Raw genomic sequence first — 15,075 nt, 5'->3', positions numbered from 1 at the left:
AATCAAACAAATCACGGCGCCGCGGTAGCGGCGGCTTTCCCTGGCTGCGCGCCGCGGGTGGCGGCAAGCGGCATGCCCTGCTCGATCAGGCCCGCGTGCAACGCGGCGCCCAGCGGCAGGATCTCGTCATTGAAGTCGTAGCGGCTGTTGTGCAGGAAGGCGCCGTCGCGCACGTCCTGGCCGATGCGCAGATAGGCGCCCGCCTTCTTCTGCAGCATGAAGGAGAAGTCTTCGGCGCCCATGCTGGGCTCCATGCTGCGGTCGACGTTCTTCGCGCCGACCAGCGACTCGGCCACGTCGGCCGCGAACATGGCCTCGGGCGCGGTGTTGATGGTGGCGGGGTAGATGCGCTCGTACTTGATGGTGGCGGTGGCGCCGAAGCCCGACGCGATCGCCGCGCACAGCTCGTTCAGCCGCTGCTCGACCTGCGCCTGCACCCGCGCGCTGAAGGTGCGCACGGTGCCCACCAGCGTGGCCTCGCCCGGCACCACGCTCATCGCGCCGAGGTCGCCGGCCTGCATCGCGCAGATGCTGATGACGGCGGCATCGATCGGGCGCACGTTGCGCGAGACGATGGTCTGGGCCGCGGTGATGATGTGCGCCGCGACCACGACCGGGTCGACGGTCAGGTAGGCATGCGCACCATGGCCGCCCTTGCCCTTGATGTTGATAGTGATGCGGTCGGCCGCGGCCATCATCGCGCCGCGGTTGATGCCGACGGTGCCGGCCGGCATGGCGGGCCAGTTGTGCATCGCGTAGACGGCGTTCACGGGGAAGCGGTCGAACAGGCCGTCCTCGATCATCACGCGCGCGCCGGCGAAACCCTCTTCGCCGGGCTGGAAGATCAGCACGGCAGTGCCGTCGAAGTCGCGCGTCTCGGCCAGGTAGCGCGCGGCGCCGACCAGCATGGCGGTGTGGCCGTCGTGGCCGCAGCCGTGCATCAGGCCGTCGCTGGCGGAGCGCCAGCCGAAATCGTTGTCCTCGCGCATGGGCAGCGCGTCCATGTCGGCGCGGAGGCCGATCATCCGGCCGCTGGCCGTCGAGCGCCCGCGGATGACCCCGACCACGCCGGTCCTGCCGATGCCCTCGTGGATCTCGTCCACGCCGCAGGCACGCAGGGCCTCGCGCACGCGCCCGGAGGTGTAGACCTCTTCGAAGCCGAGTTCGGGGTGGGCGTGCAGGTCGCGGCGAAAGGCCGTGATCTCGGGGTAGAAGCTGGCGATGTGCGCGAATGCGCGGCCGGATGCCTTCAGGCGCGGAGCTTCTGCTGTCGCTGCGGTCATGTCAGTGCCCTCCCGCCTTGCCGACGCGCAGCCGCGGATCGACGACGAAGTACAGCAGGTCGACCACGAGGTTGATCACCACGAAGATCAAGGCAATCAGGCACAGGTAGGCGGCCATCACCGGAATGTCGGCGAAGGTCACGGCCTGGATGAACAGCAGGCCCATGCCGGGCCACTGGAACACCGATTCGGTGATGATCGCAAAGGCGATGAGGCCGCCGAGCTGCAGGCCGGTGATGGTCATCACGGGCACCAGCGTGTTCTTGAGCGCATGGCCGAAATGGATCGCGCGGTTCGACAGGCCGCGGGCGCGCGCGAACTTGATGTAGTCGGTGCGCAGCACTTCGAGCATCTCGGCGCGCACCAACCGCATGATGAGCGTGAGCTGGAAGATCGCCAGCGTCACCGCCGGCAGCACGATGTGCTGCCAGCCGTCGACGCTGAAGAGACCGCTGCTCCACCAGCCGAACTTGACGGTCTCGCCGCGCCCGAAGCTCGGGAACCAGCCCAGCGTCACGGCAAAGACGAGGATCAGCAGGATGCCGATCAGGAATGTGGGCAGCGACACGCCGAGCAGCGACACCGTCATGAAGAACTGGCTCAGGAAGGTGCCCCGGCGCAGTGCGGTGTAGACACCCATCGGAATGCCGATGAACAGCGCCAGCACGGCAGCCACGAGCGCCAGTTCGAGCGTGGCCGGGAAGCGCTCGCCGATCAGGCGCGACACCTTCGCGCCCTGGCGCAGGCTCAGCCCGAACTCGCCTTGGGCGGCATTGACCAGGAAGTGCCAGAACTGCACGAAGAAGGGCTGGTCGAGCCCCAATGCGGCGCGCAATTCACGGATCTGGTCGGGTTTCGCGTCCTGCCCCAGGAGGAACACGACGGGATCACCGACATATTGGAACAAGAGGAAGGCGATGAACGCGACCGCGACCATCACGATCACGGCCTGGATCAGGCGGCGCAGTACGAAGGCAATCATTCAATAAACAGAGTGAACTGGCATGCTAGCAGTGCAAGGTACGTGCCCGCACGGTGGTTCCCCGAGGGTGCTGTCCGTGATTTCCCCAAGGGCAGCATGAAAACTGCGGACGAAAAAAAGCCACTCGACTTTCGCCGAGTGGCTTTTGGCTTTTTCATCCGAAGCTGGCTTGCGCCAGCGTCAAATTAGAAAGCGTGACGGATACCGAAGTCGTAGCCGGTCGAGCTCTTCGGGGTGAAGGTGCCAGCTGCGTTTTGGTAGAAGCCAGGGCCGCCAACTGTCAGGGCAGCGCCGTTCTTGTTGCTGATGCGAGCAACCGTAGCGTACAGAGCCGTGCGCTTCGACAGGTTGTGCACGTAGCCCAGAGCCAGCTTGTTAGCCTTCGGGTCGGCGTTGTTGTTCAGCACGAACGGGTTGAACGGCTGGTTCAGGTCGTACTTGACTGCCGAGTACGAAGCGCGGATCAGGCCGGCACCGACGGGAACCGTCACGCCGATCAGGTAGCCCTTCAGGTCGATGTCGTTGCGGCCGCCCAGGAAAGGCGTCACTTCGTAGTCGATCTTGTTCTTGGCTTGCGACACTTCACCGAACAGCTTCACGGGACCGAAGTCATACGAAGCGCCCAGGTTCAGGGTGTTGATCTTGGTGGTCGTGCCAGCGTAGTAGTTGTCGCCAACAGTGCTCGAACCGTAGGCCAGAGCCACGTCCAGAGGACCGTTCGCGTAGCCGAAACGGCCACCGACGTAACGACCTTGACGAGCGGCGTTAGCCGTCGTGGGCGTGTAGATGCCGTTGTCGTACTTGGTCTTCTCGCTCATGCCGTACATCACTTGGCCATAGAAGCCGCCGAGGTTCGGGGGCAGGAAGTAGCCAATGGTGTTGCTTGCGCGAACGTAGTTGCTGGTACCGACGTTGGTGAACGCGCCGGTCGAAGCTGCGGGGGTACCGAAGCCGCCGAACGAGGTGTTAGCCGTCGAGATCAGGTTGGTGCCAACGCCGTTGGTGCCGAACGGATCGAACACGGTGTCGTTCCAGAACGTCGGGGTGTAGTCACGACCCAGGCGGATTTCACCGAAACCACCCGACAGGCTCACGGTAGAGCGACGTGCGAACGTAGCGATACCTTGTTGGCCGTCGTCGTTGGAGATCGGGGCTTCGAGCCAGAAGCTGGCTGCCAGGCCACCACCGAGGTCTTCCGTACCACGGAAGCCCAGACGGCTGGAGTTGTAGCCCGAGTTAGCCAGTTGACGGCTGCTGGTCTTGACCGAACCTTGGTTCAGGTAGACGGGAATGCCGAAAGCATTGGGGAACACGGTCGGGTTCAGGTCACGTGCCGTGCTCGAATAGCCGCTGATCGACGCGTCGACCACACCGAACAGAGTGACGGACGACTGAGCCGAGGCAACACCGGCGACAGCCAGGGCAGCCAGAGCAACTAGAGATTTTTTCATTGCAAGTTTCTCCAAGGTTAAACATAGGGCTCCGGTGCGAAGGGCTCACCGTGACTGGCACATTTGTGCTCCCACCGGACCCCGGGCCAACCTCCTTTTGGGAAGTTGATGCTATTGCACCAGAGCCGCTGCGGCAGGGCAAAACAAATCTCCCGAAATGTTGGCTGGTCTGCGCGTTTCGTTGCAGTCCTGCAACAAAGGTCTTAGGGCAGCTTCGCTCCACTATATGAAATGCAATGCCCGTTCGATCCGGGGTTTCCCGTGTGCGGTCAAATAGGGGCATGACTGCTTTGTTTGATCCCGTCCTGACCGCGGCGGACGCGGCATTGCGCACCCTGTTTGCCCGTCCCCACGCAACCCGGGCACTGCCTGCGCCTTCCCAGCCACCGGGCGAAATGAGCGAGGCGGAGCGCCGCGAAGCCGGCGCGTTGATGCGCGTGAACCATGTCGGCGAAGTCTGCGCGCAGGCGCTTTACACGGCCCAGGCCGCCGTGGCACGTGATCCCGCCCTGCGCGCGCATTTCATCGAGGCTGCGCATGAGGAAACGGATCACCTGGCCTGGACACGCCAGCGCCTCGATGATCTGGGGGCGAGGCCGTCCCTCCTGAATCCGATCTGGTATGCCGGGGCATTCGGCCTCGGCCTCGTTGCGGGGCGTCTTGGAGACCCAATGAGCCTGGGCTTCGTTGCGGAGACGGAGCGGCAGGTGGAGGCCCACCTGGACAGCCATCTGGACCGGCTTCCGCTGGCGGACAGCGCCTCAAGGGCCGTGGTCGAGCAGATGAAGGTTGACGAAGCACGCCACGCCGCGCAAGCCGTCGATGCAGGCGCCGCGGAGCTGCCCGCCCCGGCCAAGGCGTTGATGCGCATGGCTTCCCGCGTGATGACCACGCTGGCACACCGCATCTGAGGGCGGCCGCCAGCCTCAGGTCTCGATCAGGTCGAAGCTGGTCGTGATTTCAGCGGTCTTCGCCAGCATGATGCTGGCCGAGCAGTAGGTTTCGTGGCTCAGCGCAATCGCGCGCTCCACGGCGGAGGCCGGAATGCCCTTGCCGGCCACGGTGAAGTGCATGTGGATCTTGGTGAAGACCTTGGGGTCCTTTTCAGCGCGCTCGCTGGTGAGCTTGACACTGCATCGCTCCACCTGGTGACGCCCGCGCTTGAGGATCAGCACGACGTCATAGGCCGTGCAGCCGCCCGTGCCGGCCAGCACGGTTTCCATCGGTCTGGCGGCCAGGTTCTGGCCGCCGTTCTCGGGTTTTGCGGCGTCAGGGGCGCCATCCATCATCAGGACGTGGCCGCTGCCCGTCTCGGCCACGAAGCCCATCGCCGACCTGGTGCCCGAGTCGCCGGTCCAACTTACTGTGCATTCCATGAAATATTGGGTTTCCAGTGAGGGATGTCGGGCAAAAATGCACATCGACACCCGTTTGTGTGTGGGAAAAGCATCACTCGCTTGTTGCATCGCAACAAACAGCCGATATACTTTATTTCATCGCGCAAACGTATGCGCACCCAGTTGTCTCCTCCACCCTTCCAATTGGTGGATTTAGCCCCGAGCTGCAAAGCTCGGGGCTTTTTTCTTTCCGCGCCACCCTTGCGCCCCCTGAAGCCACTCTAGTTTTCGCGCCGAAAGGGCAGTTGCTCTGGCTGCCCTGGCTGTCGCCGGTGTTGCCTCTGCTCAGTCGTCCGTCACCCTGTTCGGTGTGGTCGACGCATCGATCAGCGGCTATTCGGCCACCACGCGCGACAACCGTCCGACCGTGTTCCCCAACCAATTCGGCATTCCGACGTACCTGAACCAAGGTTCGGTCAAGGTCAGCCGTACGGCCCTGGCCAACTCTGGCTACAACACCAGCCGCCTGGGCTTCCGTGGCACGGAAGACCTCGGTGGCGGCCTGGCAGCCAGCTTCTGGCTCGAAGCCCCCGTCTCCAACGACGACGGCGCCACTGGCGTTTCGACCTTCTCGCGTCGCTCTACCGTGAGCCTGTCGGGCGGTTTCGGTGAAATCCGCCTGGGTCGTGACTACACCCCGACCTTCTGGAACGACACCGTGTTCGACCCGTTCGGCACCAACGGCGTGGGCTCCAACCTGATCAACACGGCCAGCGGCTACAACTTGAGCACGGGCGGCGCCAAGGACACCGGCGGCTTCGGCGGCAACCAGAACTACGCTCGCGCCAGCAACTCGATCGGCTACTTCCTGCCGCCGAACCTTGGTGGCTTCTATGGTCAAGTGATGTACGCGTTCCACGAGAACGACAAGTACAGCAGCGGCCGATTCACCCCGGAAGACAGCGCCACCTCGAAGAGCCGCGCAGGCCGTTACATCGGCGGTCGCATCGGCTATGCCAACGGCCCCCTGGACGTGGCAATGGCCTATGGCAACAGCACGGTCGGCGATCAGTTCTACGCCGGCACCACCGACTCGGTGAAGACCTTCAACCTGGGCGCCTCGTACGACTTCGGCCCCGCGAAGCTGTTCGGCGAGCTGTCGCGCCTCAAGAACTCGCGCGACTACGAAATCAGGCCGATCACCGGTGCGCGTTCCGACGTCGATCTGACCGGTTACCTGATCGGTGTGACCGTGCCGGTGGGCGCTGGCCTGATCCGCGCGTCGTACTCGGCAGTCAAGTACGACTTCAACCAGCCGTACAACCCGTTCGTGCTGAACAACGCCGACCCGAAGGCCAACAAGCTGGCTCTGGGCTACGTGCACAACCTGTCGAAGCGCACCGCTCTGTACGCAACGATCGCTCGCGTCAGCAACAAGAACGGTGCCGCCCTGACCGTTGGCGGCCCTGGCTTCTACAAGGTTACGGATCGCGTGTTCACGCCGAAGACCTCGACGGGCTACGACTTCGGCGTCCGCCACGCTTTCTGATCTTCTCGGCCTGATCCCGATGCTGGCTCCTGCCAGTTCGAGTCAACAGCAACGCCTCAAGTCGCCCGGCTCACGCCGGGCGGCTTTTTGGCCTTTCCATCCCACTTTTTCAGCTGCCCCGGCTCCGCCGGCTTTGCAGCAACCCCACATTCATTTCTCCGCTCAACACCGATGCGTAGAAACGTTCGACCATGTTGACGCTCGTACGCGCATTGCGCGCCAAGGTCAGCATGTCGATCCCCTGCCCGTACAGGAGCCGCAGCGTGATTGCGGTATGGCGCAAACAGTAGAGCGTCCTCGACTGGCCCAACGGCCCTTTCGCGAGACCGGCCTTTTCGAGCACCCAGTGAAAGAAGAAGTTGAGCACCGCCAGCGCATGCTCGCGGTTCTTCAACTGCGGCATGAAGATGTAGTCTTCTGCGCCACCGTAACCATGCTCGCCGCGATAGGCGAGCAAGCATTCGTACACGCGCACCGCGGGACGAAGGCTCACGATAGGTTGGCTGTGCCGCTTGGTCTCCGGCAAATTCATCAGCAGATACACGTGCTTGCCGCGCACGATCTCGATGTGCTTGTGCTTCATGAGCTTGATGTCGCTCGGACGCACGAAGGTGTTAACCATCCATCGAATCAGCCAGGGCAACTCGTCCGGCATCACAAGCAACTCGCGCGCTATCCAGAAACGTTCGCCGGCAGCAAGTTGATCGAGCACCGGATGCGATTGCCCTCGCAAGCTGCGCGCGGTTTCGATGATCGTCCGGTACTCCGCCACGCTGAAGCTCCCACGCGGCTGGCTGCGCACCTTGACCTTAGGAAAGGCAGGCGCATCGCGAAGCACGCCGATGTGAACGCCGTGCATGACCACCTTGCGCAGCAACACGAGGTACTGGGCAATCGTCGTACTGGTGAAGCCCTGCTCACCCAGGTGATCGATCAAACGTTGCGCGTCCGCAGTTGCAAACGACAGCGCAGGCACATCACCCAGCAGCGGAACGATGTGCGCGCGCAATCTGTTGCCCATCACCTGCCATGTGGCACGCCCGATTTCTTTTCGCTGAACGCGCGCGGCCTCCGCTTGCATCAGCCCTTTCGAAAGATCACTGACAGAAATTGATAACAGATTTTGCTCAATCGTAAATTGATTGGCGGTGGTATGAATCGCGGGATAGGTGCGTCCAAAAAATCCCGAATCGTTAGCGGCAGGGGCTTTGTTGAAGAGGTTTATGACATTTGTGTCCATGTCATATCCCGCATGCAATCGCGATGCCTCTTATCATCGACAGTTAACAACTGAAAACTCCCTTGGAAAAAATCGTGCGCAATGCACCTGTTACTCCGGCGCTGACGCCCGCCGACTATCTCAGAAAAATACTCAATGCCCGGGTCTACGACGTTGCCGTCGAGTCCGCGCTCGAGAAGGCGCGTGCGCTCAGCGCGCGACTCGGCAACACAGTGCTGCTCAAGCGCGAAGACCAGCAGCCGGTCTTCAGCTTCAAGCTGCGTGGTGCCTATAACAAGATGGCGCACTTGAGCGCGGCGCAATTGGCGAGCGGCGTGATTTGCGCATCGGCCGGCAATCACGCGCAAGGCGTTGCATTGGGCGCGCGCAAGCTCGGTACGCGCGCCGTCATCGTCATGCCGGTGACGACACCCAAATTGAAGATCGACGCAGTGCGCGGTTTCGGCGGCGAAATCGTCTTGCATGGCGACAGCTATTCAGATGCATATCTGCACGCACTCGAACTGCAGGCTCAACAAAACCTCACCTTCGTTCATCCGTTCGACGACCCCGATGTCATCGCAGGCCAGGGCACGATCGCCATGGAAATCCTGCGCCAGCACCAGGGTCCGCTCGATGCGGTGTTCGTCGCGATCGGCGGCGGCGGACTGATCTCGGGCGTGGCCAACTACATCAAGGCCGTGCGCCCCGAGATCAAGGTGATCGGCGTGCAGATGAACGACTCCGACGCGATGATGCAATCGGTCGCGGCACACCAGCGCGTGAACCTGCCGGACGTCGGCCTGTTTTCGGACGGCACTGCCGTCAAGCTCGTGGGCGAGGAGACCTTCCGCATCGCCAACGAACTCGTCGACGACTACATCGCCGTGGACACCGACGCCGTGTGCGCAGCCATCAAGGACATCTTCGTCGACACGCGCAGCATCGTCGAGCCCGCCGGGGCGCTCGCCGTGGCCGCGATCAAGGAATACGTGGCGAAGCACGGCCGCCAGGGCGAGACCTACGCGGCGATCCTCTGCGGCGCCAACATGAACTTCGACCGGCTGCGCTTCGTGGCCGAGCGCGCCGAGGTCGGCGAGGAGCGCGAGGCATTGTTCGCCGTCACGATGCCCGAAGAGCGCGGCAGCTTCCGCCGCTTCTGCGAGCTGATCAGCGAAATGCCGGCCAGCGATGCCGAGGGCGGCGGTGCGCCGCGCAACGTGACGGAGTTCAACTACCGCATCAGCGATGCCGCCAAGGCGCATGTGTTCGTCGGCCTCACCACCGCGGCGCGCGGCGAGTCGGCCACCATCGCACGAACCTTCAACGACCACGGCTTCGACTCGCTCGACCTCACGCACGACGAGCTTGCGAAAGAGCATCTGCGGCACCTGGTCGGCGGACGCACGGGCCTCGCGCACGACGAGCGCCTGCTGCGCTTCGTGTTCCCGGAACGGCCGGGCGCGCTGCTCAAGTTCCTGAGCCTGATGCAACCGAACTGGAACATCAGCCTGTTCCATTACCGCAACCAAGGCGCCGACTACGGCCGCATCCTCGTCGGGCTGCAAGTGCCGGCTGGCGAGTCGACGGAGTTCACGGCCTTCCTCGAAACGCTGGGCTATCCCTACGTCGAGGAAACGGCAAACCCCGCATACCGGCTCTTCCTGCAAGCCTGAGCGGAAGACCGAAAAACGAAAGCCGGCGCAAGGCCGGCTCGGTTCGTCGTTCGCGTGGTGCGCGTGGTTCGCGTTATTGCGCTTGCGCCGGCATCGGCTGCGGCGCCATGGCCGCGGGCGGCGCGGCCTGCGGCAGTCCGACAGGCGACACGACGACCGGCGTGGGCGAAGTCACTGTGGGAAGCACCGGCGACGCGCTCACGCTGATGGGCGCGCGCACCGGCAGTTGCAGGGTGAACGCCGCCGGCCCGTCGAGCTGCGCGCCCAGCGTTGCCGAACGCAGGCCCACGGACTGCAGCACGTAGTTGTCGCCCACCTTGGAGCCGACGCGGAACGGGCGCGGCGGCTTGCCGTCGATGGCAATGAGCGCCGCCCCCTGCCTAGACGGGTCCGCGACCACGCCCGACAACGCGAAGCGGCTCGCCGCTTCCGGCGCTACCGGCGCCATGCTCGACGCGGGCAGCACGCCCAGCAGGCGGGCCACCGCGTCGGAATCAGCCGCCACCGAAGGGCGCGGCATCGATGCTGCCGCCGCCACCGCGTCGGCGGGCGAAGCCAGCCGGAGTACCCAGAACACCGCGGCACCGGCGGCCAGCGCCCAAACTCCCGTGGTTGCAAGTGGGGCATGCCAGCGGGCGGCGGAGTAAGGACTTGTCATGGCCGCGGATTATCATGCAGCGCGCTTTCCGAATCATGTCGTCCAACCTATGAACAAATTCCTTCGTGCCGCCACCCGCACCGCCCAACGCGGCTTCACGCTGATCGAGCTGATGGTGGTGCTGGTCATCATCGGTGTGCTGGCCGCACTGATCGTGCCGAACGTGATCGAGCGCGCCGACGACGCCCGCGTGACGGCCGCACGCACCGACATCAACAATCTCATGCAGGCGCTCAAGCTCTACCGCCTGGACAACCAGCGCTACCCCACCGCCGAGCAGGGCCTGCAGGCGCTGCTCACGCGCCCGACCACCGGCCCGGCCGCGCCCAACTGGAAGCCCTACGTGGAGAAGCTGCCCAACGACCCGTGGGGCCACCCCTACCAGTACATGAACCCGGGCATCAAGGGCGAGGTCGATGTGCTTTCGTTCGGCGCCGACGGCCAGAGCGGCGGCGAAGGCAAGAATGCCGACATCGGCAGCTGGCAGTAGCGGCATTGGCGCGCGGCGCCGCAACCAGCCTCCGCGCTGCTCATCCTCCGGCTTCACGCTGCTGGAGCTGATCGTCGTGATCGCGATCATCGCGATCGCCACCGCCGCCGTGAGCTTCGCGATGCGCGACACCAACGCCGCCAAGCTCGACCGCGAAGCCGACCGGCTCGCCGCCCTGCTCGAATCGGCCCGCGCGCAGTCGAGGGCCAGCGGTGTCGCCGTACGCTGGCGCCCCGTGGAAGGCAGCTTCGTGTTCGACGGCCTGCCGCCCGACGCACTGCCCAGCGGCTGGGCCGCCGAAGGCATCACGGCCCAGCCCGCGCTTGCCAACGGCACGCCGGTGCCCGTGTTGCAGCTCGGTCCCGACCCGATCATTCCGGCGCAGCAGGTGACGCTCTTCTCCGCCGGCCCACCCGCACGCACGCTGCGCATCGCCACCGACGGGCTGCGCCCGTTCACCGTCTTTGCGGACGCACCATGACCCGCAGCAGGCCTGCCACATTCGCCTCGCGCAAGGCGCGCATCAGCGGCTTCACGCTGATCGAAGTGCTGATCGCGCTGGGCATCGTCGCGATCGCGCTGGCCGCCGGCTCGCAGGCCACGATGTCGCTCACGCGCAACGCGCAGCGCCAGTCCGACCTGGTGCTGGCCGACCTGTGCGCCGAGAACGAGCTCGCCAAGGCCCGCCTCGCACGGCAGATGCCGGCCGTGGGCGACTCGGGCTCCATCTGCGCGCAGGCCGGCCTGTCGTTCAACGTGACGACGACGACCACGCCCACGCTCAACCCGAATTTCCGCCGCGTCGACGTGCAGGTGCGCGACGAGGCCAATGCGCCCATCCTGCGCATCTCCACCGTGGTTGGGCGCTACTGATGCACGACGCCCGCCAGGCCCGTCGGGGCACAACTTCACGCGGCTTCACGCTGATCGAACTGCTGGTGGCCATCGCGGTGATGGCGCTGCTTTCGCTCGTGAGCTGGCGCGGGCTCGACAGCATGTCGCGCGCCACCACCCAGAACAAGCAGCGCGCCGACGCGGTCCTGACCCTGCAGGCCACGCTCGCGCAGTGGGGCGCCGACCTCGACGCCATGACCACGCTGGCGCAGACCCGCCCGATCGACTGGGACGGCCGCGTGCTGCGGCTCACCCGGCGCGGCGGCGACACCACGTCGCCTTCGGTGCTGGTGGTGGCCTGGGCGCTGCGGGCCGGCCCCGACGGCACGCGCTGGCGGCGCTGGCAGTCGCTGCCCTTCACCACGCGCGGCGAATGGCAGCAGGCCTGGAACCTCGCCGCCGCGTGGTCGCAGGACGGCGGCACGCAGACCGGCGGCGCTTCCGACACCGCGCTGGTGCCCGTCAACAGCTGGCAGCTCTTCTATTTCCGCGACAACAGCTGGGTGCCCGCCAGCCAGCTGGCCAGCGTCGCGCCCAACCCCAACAACCCGGCGGGCCCCGTCATCGCGATGCCCGACGGCGTGCGCCTCGTGCTGAGCCTGCCGCCGGGCGACGGCCTCTCGGGCACGCTCACGCGCGACTGGGTCCGCCCTACCGTGGGATCGCCCAGATCATGACCACGACGACCCGCCGCAACCAGTCGGGCGCCGCGCTGCTGGCGGCGATGCTGACCGTCATGCTGGTCGCGACCTTCGCGGCCGCCGCGCTGTGGCAGCAGTGGCGCGCTTCGGAGGTCGAAGGCGCCGAGCGCGCGCGCGTGCAGGCGGCATGGGTGCTGATCGGCGCGCTCGACTGGTCGCGCCTGATCCTGTCCGAGGACGGGCGCGCCGGCGGCCCCGACCACCTGGGCGAGCCGTGGGCCGTGCCGCTCGAGGAAGCGCGGCTCACCAGCTTCCTGTCGGCCGAAAAGAACGTGGCCAGCGACAACCTCGAGGGCCTGCCCGACGCATTCCTGTCGGGACGCATCGTCGATGCGCAGTCCAAGCTCAACGTGCTGTCGCTGGTCGACGGCGGCAAGCCGGTGCCGGCCAGCGTGGCCACCTTCACCCGCCTGTTCAACCTGCTGGGCCTGCCGCTGTCGGAGCTCAACCGCATGACGGCGGGGCTCGCGGGTGCGCTGGCCAGCGACAGCGGTGCCGACGGCAGCGGCGCGCCGCTGATGCCGCAGGAAGTCTCGCAACTGGTGTGGCTCGGCCTCTCGCCTTCCACCGCCGCGGCACTGGAACCCTACGTGACGATCCTGCCGGTGCGCACCACGCTGAACATCAACACGGCCAGCGCCGAAGCCATCAGCGCGAGCATGGAGTCGCTCAGCATCGCCAATGCGCGCCAGCTCGTCGAGCGGCGCACGCGCGCCTTCTTCAAGGACCTGGCCGCCGCCAATGCCGCGCTGCCCAGCGGCGGCGCTCCATTCAATGCCGCGCAGCACGGCGTGGGCACGCAGTTCTTCGAGGTCTACGGCAAGCTGAGGCTCGACCGCACCTGGGTCGAGGAGCACTCGCTCCTACAACGCAACGGTGTCACGGTGACGACGGTCTGGCGCACGCGCGGCGCCGGCGCAACGAACTCTCCGGTCAAACCCTGATTTCGAGCGCATTTTTGTTAACAAAAGGTCCTCCAACGCCCGTCACGTCAACAAGTTACGCTATCGAAATCAGAGCGCCAGCCTGTAAGACGCCCACCTACAATCACCGGCTTTTCCAACATCGACATGACTCCCCTGCTGCTCATTGCCCCCCTCCCTCCGGCCGATGCCGCGAGCGAGTACGACTGGGCCCAGGCAGGCGACGACGGCATTGCATTGCGCAACCAAGGCCGCGCGCTGCTGGCGCTCCTGCCATCGAGCACTGAAGTCATGCTCGGCATTCCCTCCGCGGCGCTGTCGTGGCACCGCGTCACCCTGCCCAAGGGCAGCACGGGTAGCGCCTCGAAACTGCGCGCCGTGCTGGACGGCCTGCTCGAAGAACACCTGCTCGACGAACCCGAAGCCCTGCACTTCGCGCTCGAACCCGACGCCAAGGCCGGCGCGCCTGTGTGGGTCGCGGCCTGCAACCGCATCTGGCTGCGCAGCGTCGTGCAAGGGCTCGAAGCGGCCGGGCGGCGCGTGGTGCGCATCGTCCCGGAGTTCGCACCGCAGCCGGCCGACGGCCCGCCGCTGCTGCAGATCACGGGCGAGCCCGAAGCACCACAGCTCACGGTGTGCGACGCCGACGGCGTGGTCTCGCTGCCACTGGCCGGCGCGGGGATGGCCCTGTCGGACGGCCTGCCGCTGGACACCGCGGTCATCACCACCGAGCCCGCCGTGGCCGAGGCCGCCGAGCACCTGCTGGAGCGCCGCGTGCCGATCGTGCAGACGCCGCAGCGCTGGCTGCAGGCCGCGCGCACGCCGTGGGAACTCGCGCAGTTCGACCTTGCCGCGACCGGCCGCGCGCGCGCCGGCAAGAAGTTCGCGTCGGTGCTGCAGACGCTGCGCTACGCCCCCGAATGGCGCGCCGCGCGCTGGGGCGTGGTCGTGCTGCTGCTGACGCAGCTGATCGGCCTGAACGCCTGGGCCTGGAAGGAGCGCAACGCGCTCGATGCCAAGCGCCAGGCCGCCAGGGCCATGCTGACCCAGACCTTCCCCTCGGTGAAGATCGTGGTCGACGCCCCGCTGCAGATGCAGCGCGAAGTGGCGGCGCTGCAACAGGCCGTGGGCGACGTGGTCGGCAGCGACTTCGAACCCATGGTCGGCGCCCTCGCCACCAACCTCCCGCCCGGCAAGACACCGACCGCCGTCGACTACAGCGCCGGCCAGTTGCGCCTGCGCGGGCTCGGCCTGCAGCCCTCCGAGGTCTCGCAGATCACCAACGCACTCACGCCGCGCGGCTACAACGTGCGCACCGAAGGCGACCTGCTGCTCGTCCAGGCCGAGGCCACCCGATGAACTTCAGCGAACAGCTCAAGGCCCGCTGGGCCACTCTTGAAACGCGCGAGCGGCGCATGGTCGCCATCGCCGTCACGCTCGTGGCGCTGGCGCTGCTCTGGTGGATCGCGCTGGCGCCCGCCCTGCGCACGCTGGCCGCGGCACCGGCCGAACACGCGCAGCTCGACGCCCAGCTGCAGCAGATGGCCACGCTGCAGAACCGCGCGAAGGCGCTGCAGTCGCAGCCGCGGCTGAACCGCGACGACGCGATGCGCGCCCTCGAAACATCCGTGCGCGAAGGCCTGGGCAACGGCAACGCCCAGCTCATGACGATCGGCGGCGACGGCGCCGCCACCGTCACGATGCGGTCGGTGCCCGCAAACACTGTCGCCCAGTGGCTCGCGCAGGCACGCGGCAACGCGCATGCCGTGCCGCGGGAGGCGCACCTGACCCGCGCCCCCGTGGCCTCCACGCCCACGCCCTCAGCCGGCAACAAGGACGCTTCGTCCGCGCCGCAGGTCCGCTGGGACGGCACCGTCGTCATGGCGCTGCCCGCAGCACGATGAGCCATCCC

16 protein-coding genes are annotated in these 15,075 nt (G+C 66.1%); 10 read left to right on the top strand and 6 right to left on the bottom strand.

All coding sequences use genetic code 11. The annotated features are described in order from the left end of the window. Positions 1 to 11: 11 nt before the first annotated feature. The 3 genes from QRN67_RS31120 to QRN67_RS31110 all read right to left on the bottom strand — a co-directional run bounded on the left by QRN67_RS31120 (position 12) and on the right by QRN67_RS31110 (position 3,716). A complete protein-coding gene (locus QRN67_RS31120; protein ID WP_081268506.1) occupies positions 12 to 1,283 on the bottom strand; it encodes a M20 aminoacylase family protein in 1,272 nt (423 codons plus the stop codon). Position 1,284: 1 nt separating this feature from the next. Beyond that, positions 1,285 to 2,265 carry an ABC transporter permease gene (locus QRN67_RS31115; RefSeq protein WP_081268507.1) on the bottom strand — a complete coding sequence of 327 codons (981 nt, stop codon included), beginning with the start codon at positions 2,263 to 2,265 and terminating at the stop codon, positions 1,285 to 1,287. 185 nt (positions 2,266 to 2,450) lie between these two features. Beyond that, positions 2,451 to 3,716 carry a porin gene (locus QRN67_RS31110; RefSeq protein ID WP_285414933.1) on the bottom strand — a complete coding sequence of 422 codons (1,266 nt, stop codon included), beginning with the start codon at positions 3,714 to 3,716 and terminating at the stop codon, positions 2,451 to 2,453. Positions 3,717 to 3,997: 281 nt separating this feature from the next. Here QRN67_RS31110 and coq7 point away from each other — a divergent pair, with 281 nt between their 5' ends. Further along, the gene (coq7, locus tag QRN67_RS31105; protein ID WP_285414932.1) at positions 3,998 to 4,627 is read left to right on the top strand and encodes a 2-polyprenyl-3-methyl-6-methoxy-1,4-benzoquinone monooxygenase; all 630 of its coding nucleotides are present in this window, start codon (positions 3,998 to 4,000) and stop codon (positions 4,625 to 4,627) included. 15 nt (positions 4,628 to 4,642) lie between these two features. Here the strand turns inward: coq7 and QRN67_RS31100 are convergent, their stop codons facing one another. Further along, positions 4,643 to 5,092 (bottom strand): OsmC family protein, encoded by a 450-nt coding sequence (locus QRN67_RS31100; RefSeq protein ID WP_081268510.1) that lies wholly within the window; start codon positions 5,090 to 5,092, stop codon positions 4,643 to 4,645. 271 nt (positions 5,093 to 5,363) lie between these two features. On the opposite strand from QRN67_RS31100, the gene QRN67_RS31095 reads away from it, so the two are divergent. Beyond that, positions 5,364 to 6,602 carry a porin gene (locus QRN67_RS31095; RefSeq protein ID WP_285414988.1) on the top strand — a complete coding sequence of 413 codons (1,239 nt, stop codon included), beginning with the start codon at positions 5,364 to 5,366 and terminating at the stop codon, positions 6,600 to 6,602. 109 nt (positions 6,603 to 6,711) lie between these two features. Here QRN67_RS31095 and QRN67_RS31090 read toward each other — a convergent pair whose 3' ends face one another. After that, positions 6,712 to 7,842 carry a site-specific integrase gene (locus QRN67_RS31090; RefSeq protein ID WP_285414931.1) on the bottom strand — a complete coding sequence of 377 codons (1,131 nt, stop codon included), beginning with the start codon at positions 7,840 to 7,842 and terminating at the stop codon, positions 6,712 to 6,714. A 50-nt stretch (positions 7,843 to 7,892) separates the two neighbouring features. On the opposite strand from QRN67_RS31090, the gene ilvA reads away from it, so the two are divergent. Further along, positions 7,893 to 9,497: a threonine ammonia-lyase, biosynthetic gene (gene ilvA, locus QRN67_RS31085; RefSeq protein WP_285414987.1), complete on the top strand. Its 1,605-nt coding sequence runs from the start codon at positions 7,893 to 7,895 to the stop codon at positions 9,495 to 9,497. A 73-nt stretch (positions 9,498 to 9,570) separates the two neighbouring features. On the opposite strand, the gene QRN67_RS31080 is transcribed toward ilvA, so the two are convergent. Further along, positions 9,571 to 10,155, bottom strand: coding sequence for a type II secretion system protein N (locus tag QRN67_RS31080; protein WP_285414930.1), 585 nt, complete (start codon positions 10,153 to 10,155; stop codon positions 9,571 to 9,573). Positions 10,156 to 10,204: 49 nt separating this feature from the next. Here QRN67_RS31080 and gspG point away from each other — a divergent pair, with 49 nt between their 5' ends. The 7 genes from gspG (at position 10,205) to QRN67_RS31045 (ending at position 15,067) form a co-directional block, all read left to right on the top strand. Further along, positions 10,205 to 10,645 carry a type II secretion system major pseudopilin GspG gene (gene gspG, locus QRN67_RS31075; protein ID WP_081268515.1) on the top strand — a complete coding sequence of 147 codons (441 nt, stop codon included), beginning with the start codon at positions 10,205 to 10,207 and terminating at the stop codon, positions 10,643 to 10,645. Next, positions 10,620 to 11,126, top strand: coding sequence for a GspH/FimT family pseudopilin (locus QRN67_RS31070; protein WP_081268516.1), 507 nt, complete (start codon positions 10,620 to 10,622; stop codon positions 11,124 to 11,126). The genes gspG and QRN67_RS31070 overlap by 26 nt, the downstream gene beginning before the upstream one ends. Continuing rightward, the gene (gene gspI / locus QRN67_RS31065; protein WP_285414929.1) at positions 11,123 to 11,518 is read left to right on the top strand and encodes a type II secretion system minor pseudopilin GspI; all 396 of its coding nucleotides are present in this window, start codon (positions 11,123 to 11,125) and stop codon (positions 11,516 to 11,518) included. Before QRN67_RS31070 ends, gspI begins: the two co-directional genes overlap by 4 nt. Further along, on the top strand, positions 11,518 to 12,216 hold the full coding sequence (locus QRN67_RS31060; RefSeq protein ID WP_081268518.1) for a PulJ/GspJ family protein: 699 nt from the start codon (positions 11,518 to 11,520) through the stop codon (positions 12,214 to 12,216). The genes gspI and QRN67_RS31060 overlap by 1 nt, the downstream gene beginning before the upstream one ends. After that, on the top strand, positions 12,213 to 13,184 hold the full coding sequence (gspK, locus tag QRN67_RS31055) for a type II secretion system minor pseudopilin GspK (RefSeq protein ID WP_285414928.1): 972 nt from the start codon (positions 12,213 to 12,215) through the stop codon (positions 13,182 to 13,184). Before QRN67_RS31060 ends, gspK begins: the two co-directional genes overlap by 4 nt. Positions 13,185 to 13,310: 126 nt before the next feature. Further along, a complete protein-coding gene (gspL, locus tag QRN67_RS31050) occupies positions 13,311 to 14,522 on the top strand; it encodes a type II secretion system protein GspL (RefSeq protein WP_285414927.1) in 1,212 nt (403 codons plus the stop codon). Continuing rightward, the gene (locus QRN67_RS31045; RefSeq protein ID WP_285414926.1) at positions 14,519 to 15,067 is read left to right on the top strand and encodes a type II secretion system protein M; all 549 of its coding nucleotides are present in this window, start codon (positions 14,519 to 14,521) and stop codon (positions 15,065 to 15,067) included. The genes gspL and QRN67_RS31045 overlap by 4 nt, the downstream gene beginning before the upstream one ends. The last annotated feature ends 8 nt before the right edge of the window (positions 15,068 to 15,075 follow it).

The sequence above is a fragment of the Variovorax sp. efr-133-TYG-130 genome (genome assembly GCF_030208835.1).
GTDB lineage: Bacteria > Pseudomonadota > Gammaproteobacteria > Burkholderiales > Burkholderiaceae_C > Variovorax.
Note: the sequence above shows the minus strand (reverse complement) of the source record. Positions and strands in the feature narration are given on the sequence as shown.

What these genes read in the sequence shown, in the direction of transcription:
- QRN67_RS31100 (WP_081268510.1), bottom strand. Translation starts at nt 5,092, where the DNA reads ATGGAATGCACAGTAAGTTGGACCGGCGACTCGGGCACCAGGTCGGCG.
- QRN67_RS31090 (WP_285414931.1), bottom strand. Translation starts at nt 7,842, where the DNA reads ATGGACACAAATGTCATAAACCTCTTCAACAAAGCCCCTGCCGCTAAC.
- gspK (WP_285414928.1), top strand. Translation starts at nt 12,213, where the DNA reads ATGACCACGACGACCCGCCGCAACCAGTCGGGCGCCGCGCTGCTGGCG.
- gspI (WP_285414929.1), top strand. Translation starts at nt 11,123, where the DNA reads ATGACCCGCAGCAGGCCTGCCACATTCGCCTCGCGCAAGGCGCGCATC.
- QRN67_RS31060 (WP_081268518.1), top strand. Translation starts at nt 11,518, where the DNA reads ATGCACGACGCCCGCCAGGCCCGTCGGGGCACAACTTCACGCGGCTTC.
- QRN67_RS31080 (WP_285414930.1), bottom strand. Translation starts at nt 10,155, where the DNA reads ATGACAAGTCCTTACTCCGCCGCCCGCTGGCATGCCCCACTTGCAACC.
- gspL (WP_285414927.1), top strand. Translation starts at nt 13,311, where the DNA reads ATGACTCCCCTGCTGCTCATTGCCCCCCTCCCTCCGGCCGATGCCGCG.
- gspG (WP_081268515.1), top strand. Translation starts at nt 10,205, where the DNA reads ATGAACAAATTCCTTCGTGCCGCCACCCGCACCGCCCAACGCGGCTTC.
- QRN67_RS31115 (WP_081268507.1), bottom strand. Translation starts at nt 2,265, where the DNA reads ATGATTGCCTTCGTACTGCGCCGCCTGATCCAGGCCGTGATCGTGATG.
- QRN67_RS31045 (WP_285414926.1), top strand. Translation starts at nt 14,519, where the DNA reads ATGAACTTCAGCGAACAGCTCAAGGCCCGCTGGGCCACTCTTGAAACG.
- QRN67_RS31070 (WP_081268516.1), top strand. Translation starts at nt 10,620, where the DNA reads ATGCCGACATCGGCAGCTGGCAGTAGCGGCATTGGCGCGCGGCGCCGC.
- QRN67_RS31120 (WP_081268506.1), bottom strand. Translation starts at nt 1,283, where the DNA reads ATGACCGCAGCGACAGCAGAAGCTCCGCGCCTGAAGGCATCCGGCCGC.
- QRN67_RS31110 (WP_285414933.1), bottom strand. Translation starts at nt 3,716, where the DNA reads ATGAAAAAATCTCTAGTTGCTCTGGCTGCCCTGGCTGTCGCCGGTGTT.
- coq7 (WP_285414932.1), top strand. Translation starts at nt 3,998, where the DNA reads ATGACTGCTTTGTTTGATCCCGTCCTGACCGCGGCGGACGCGGCATTG.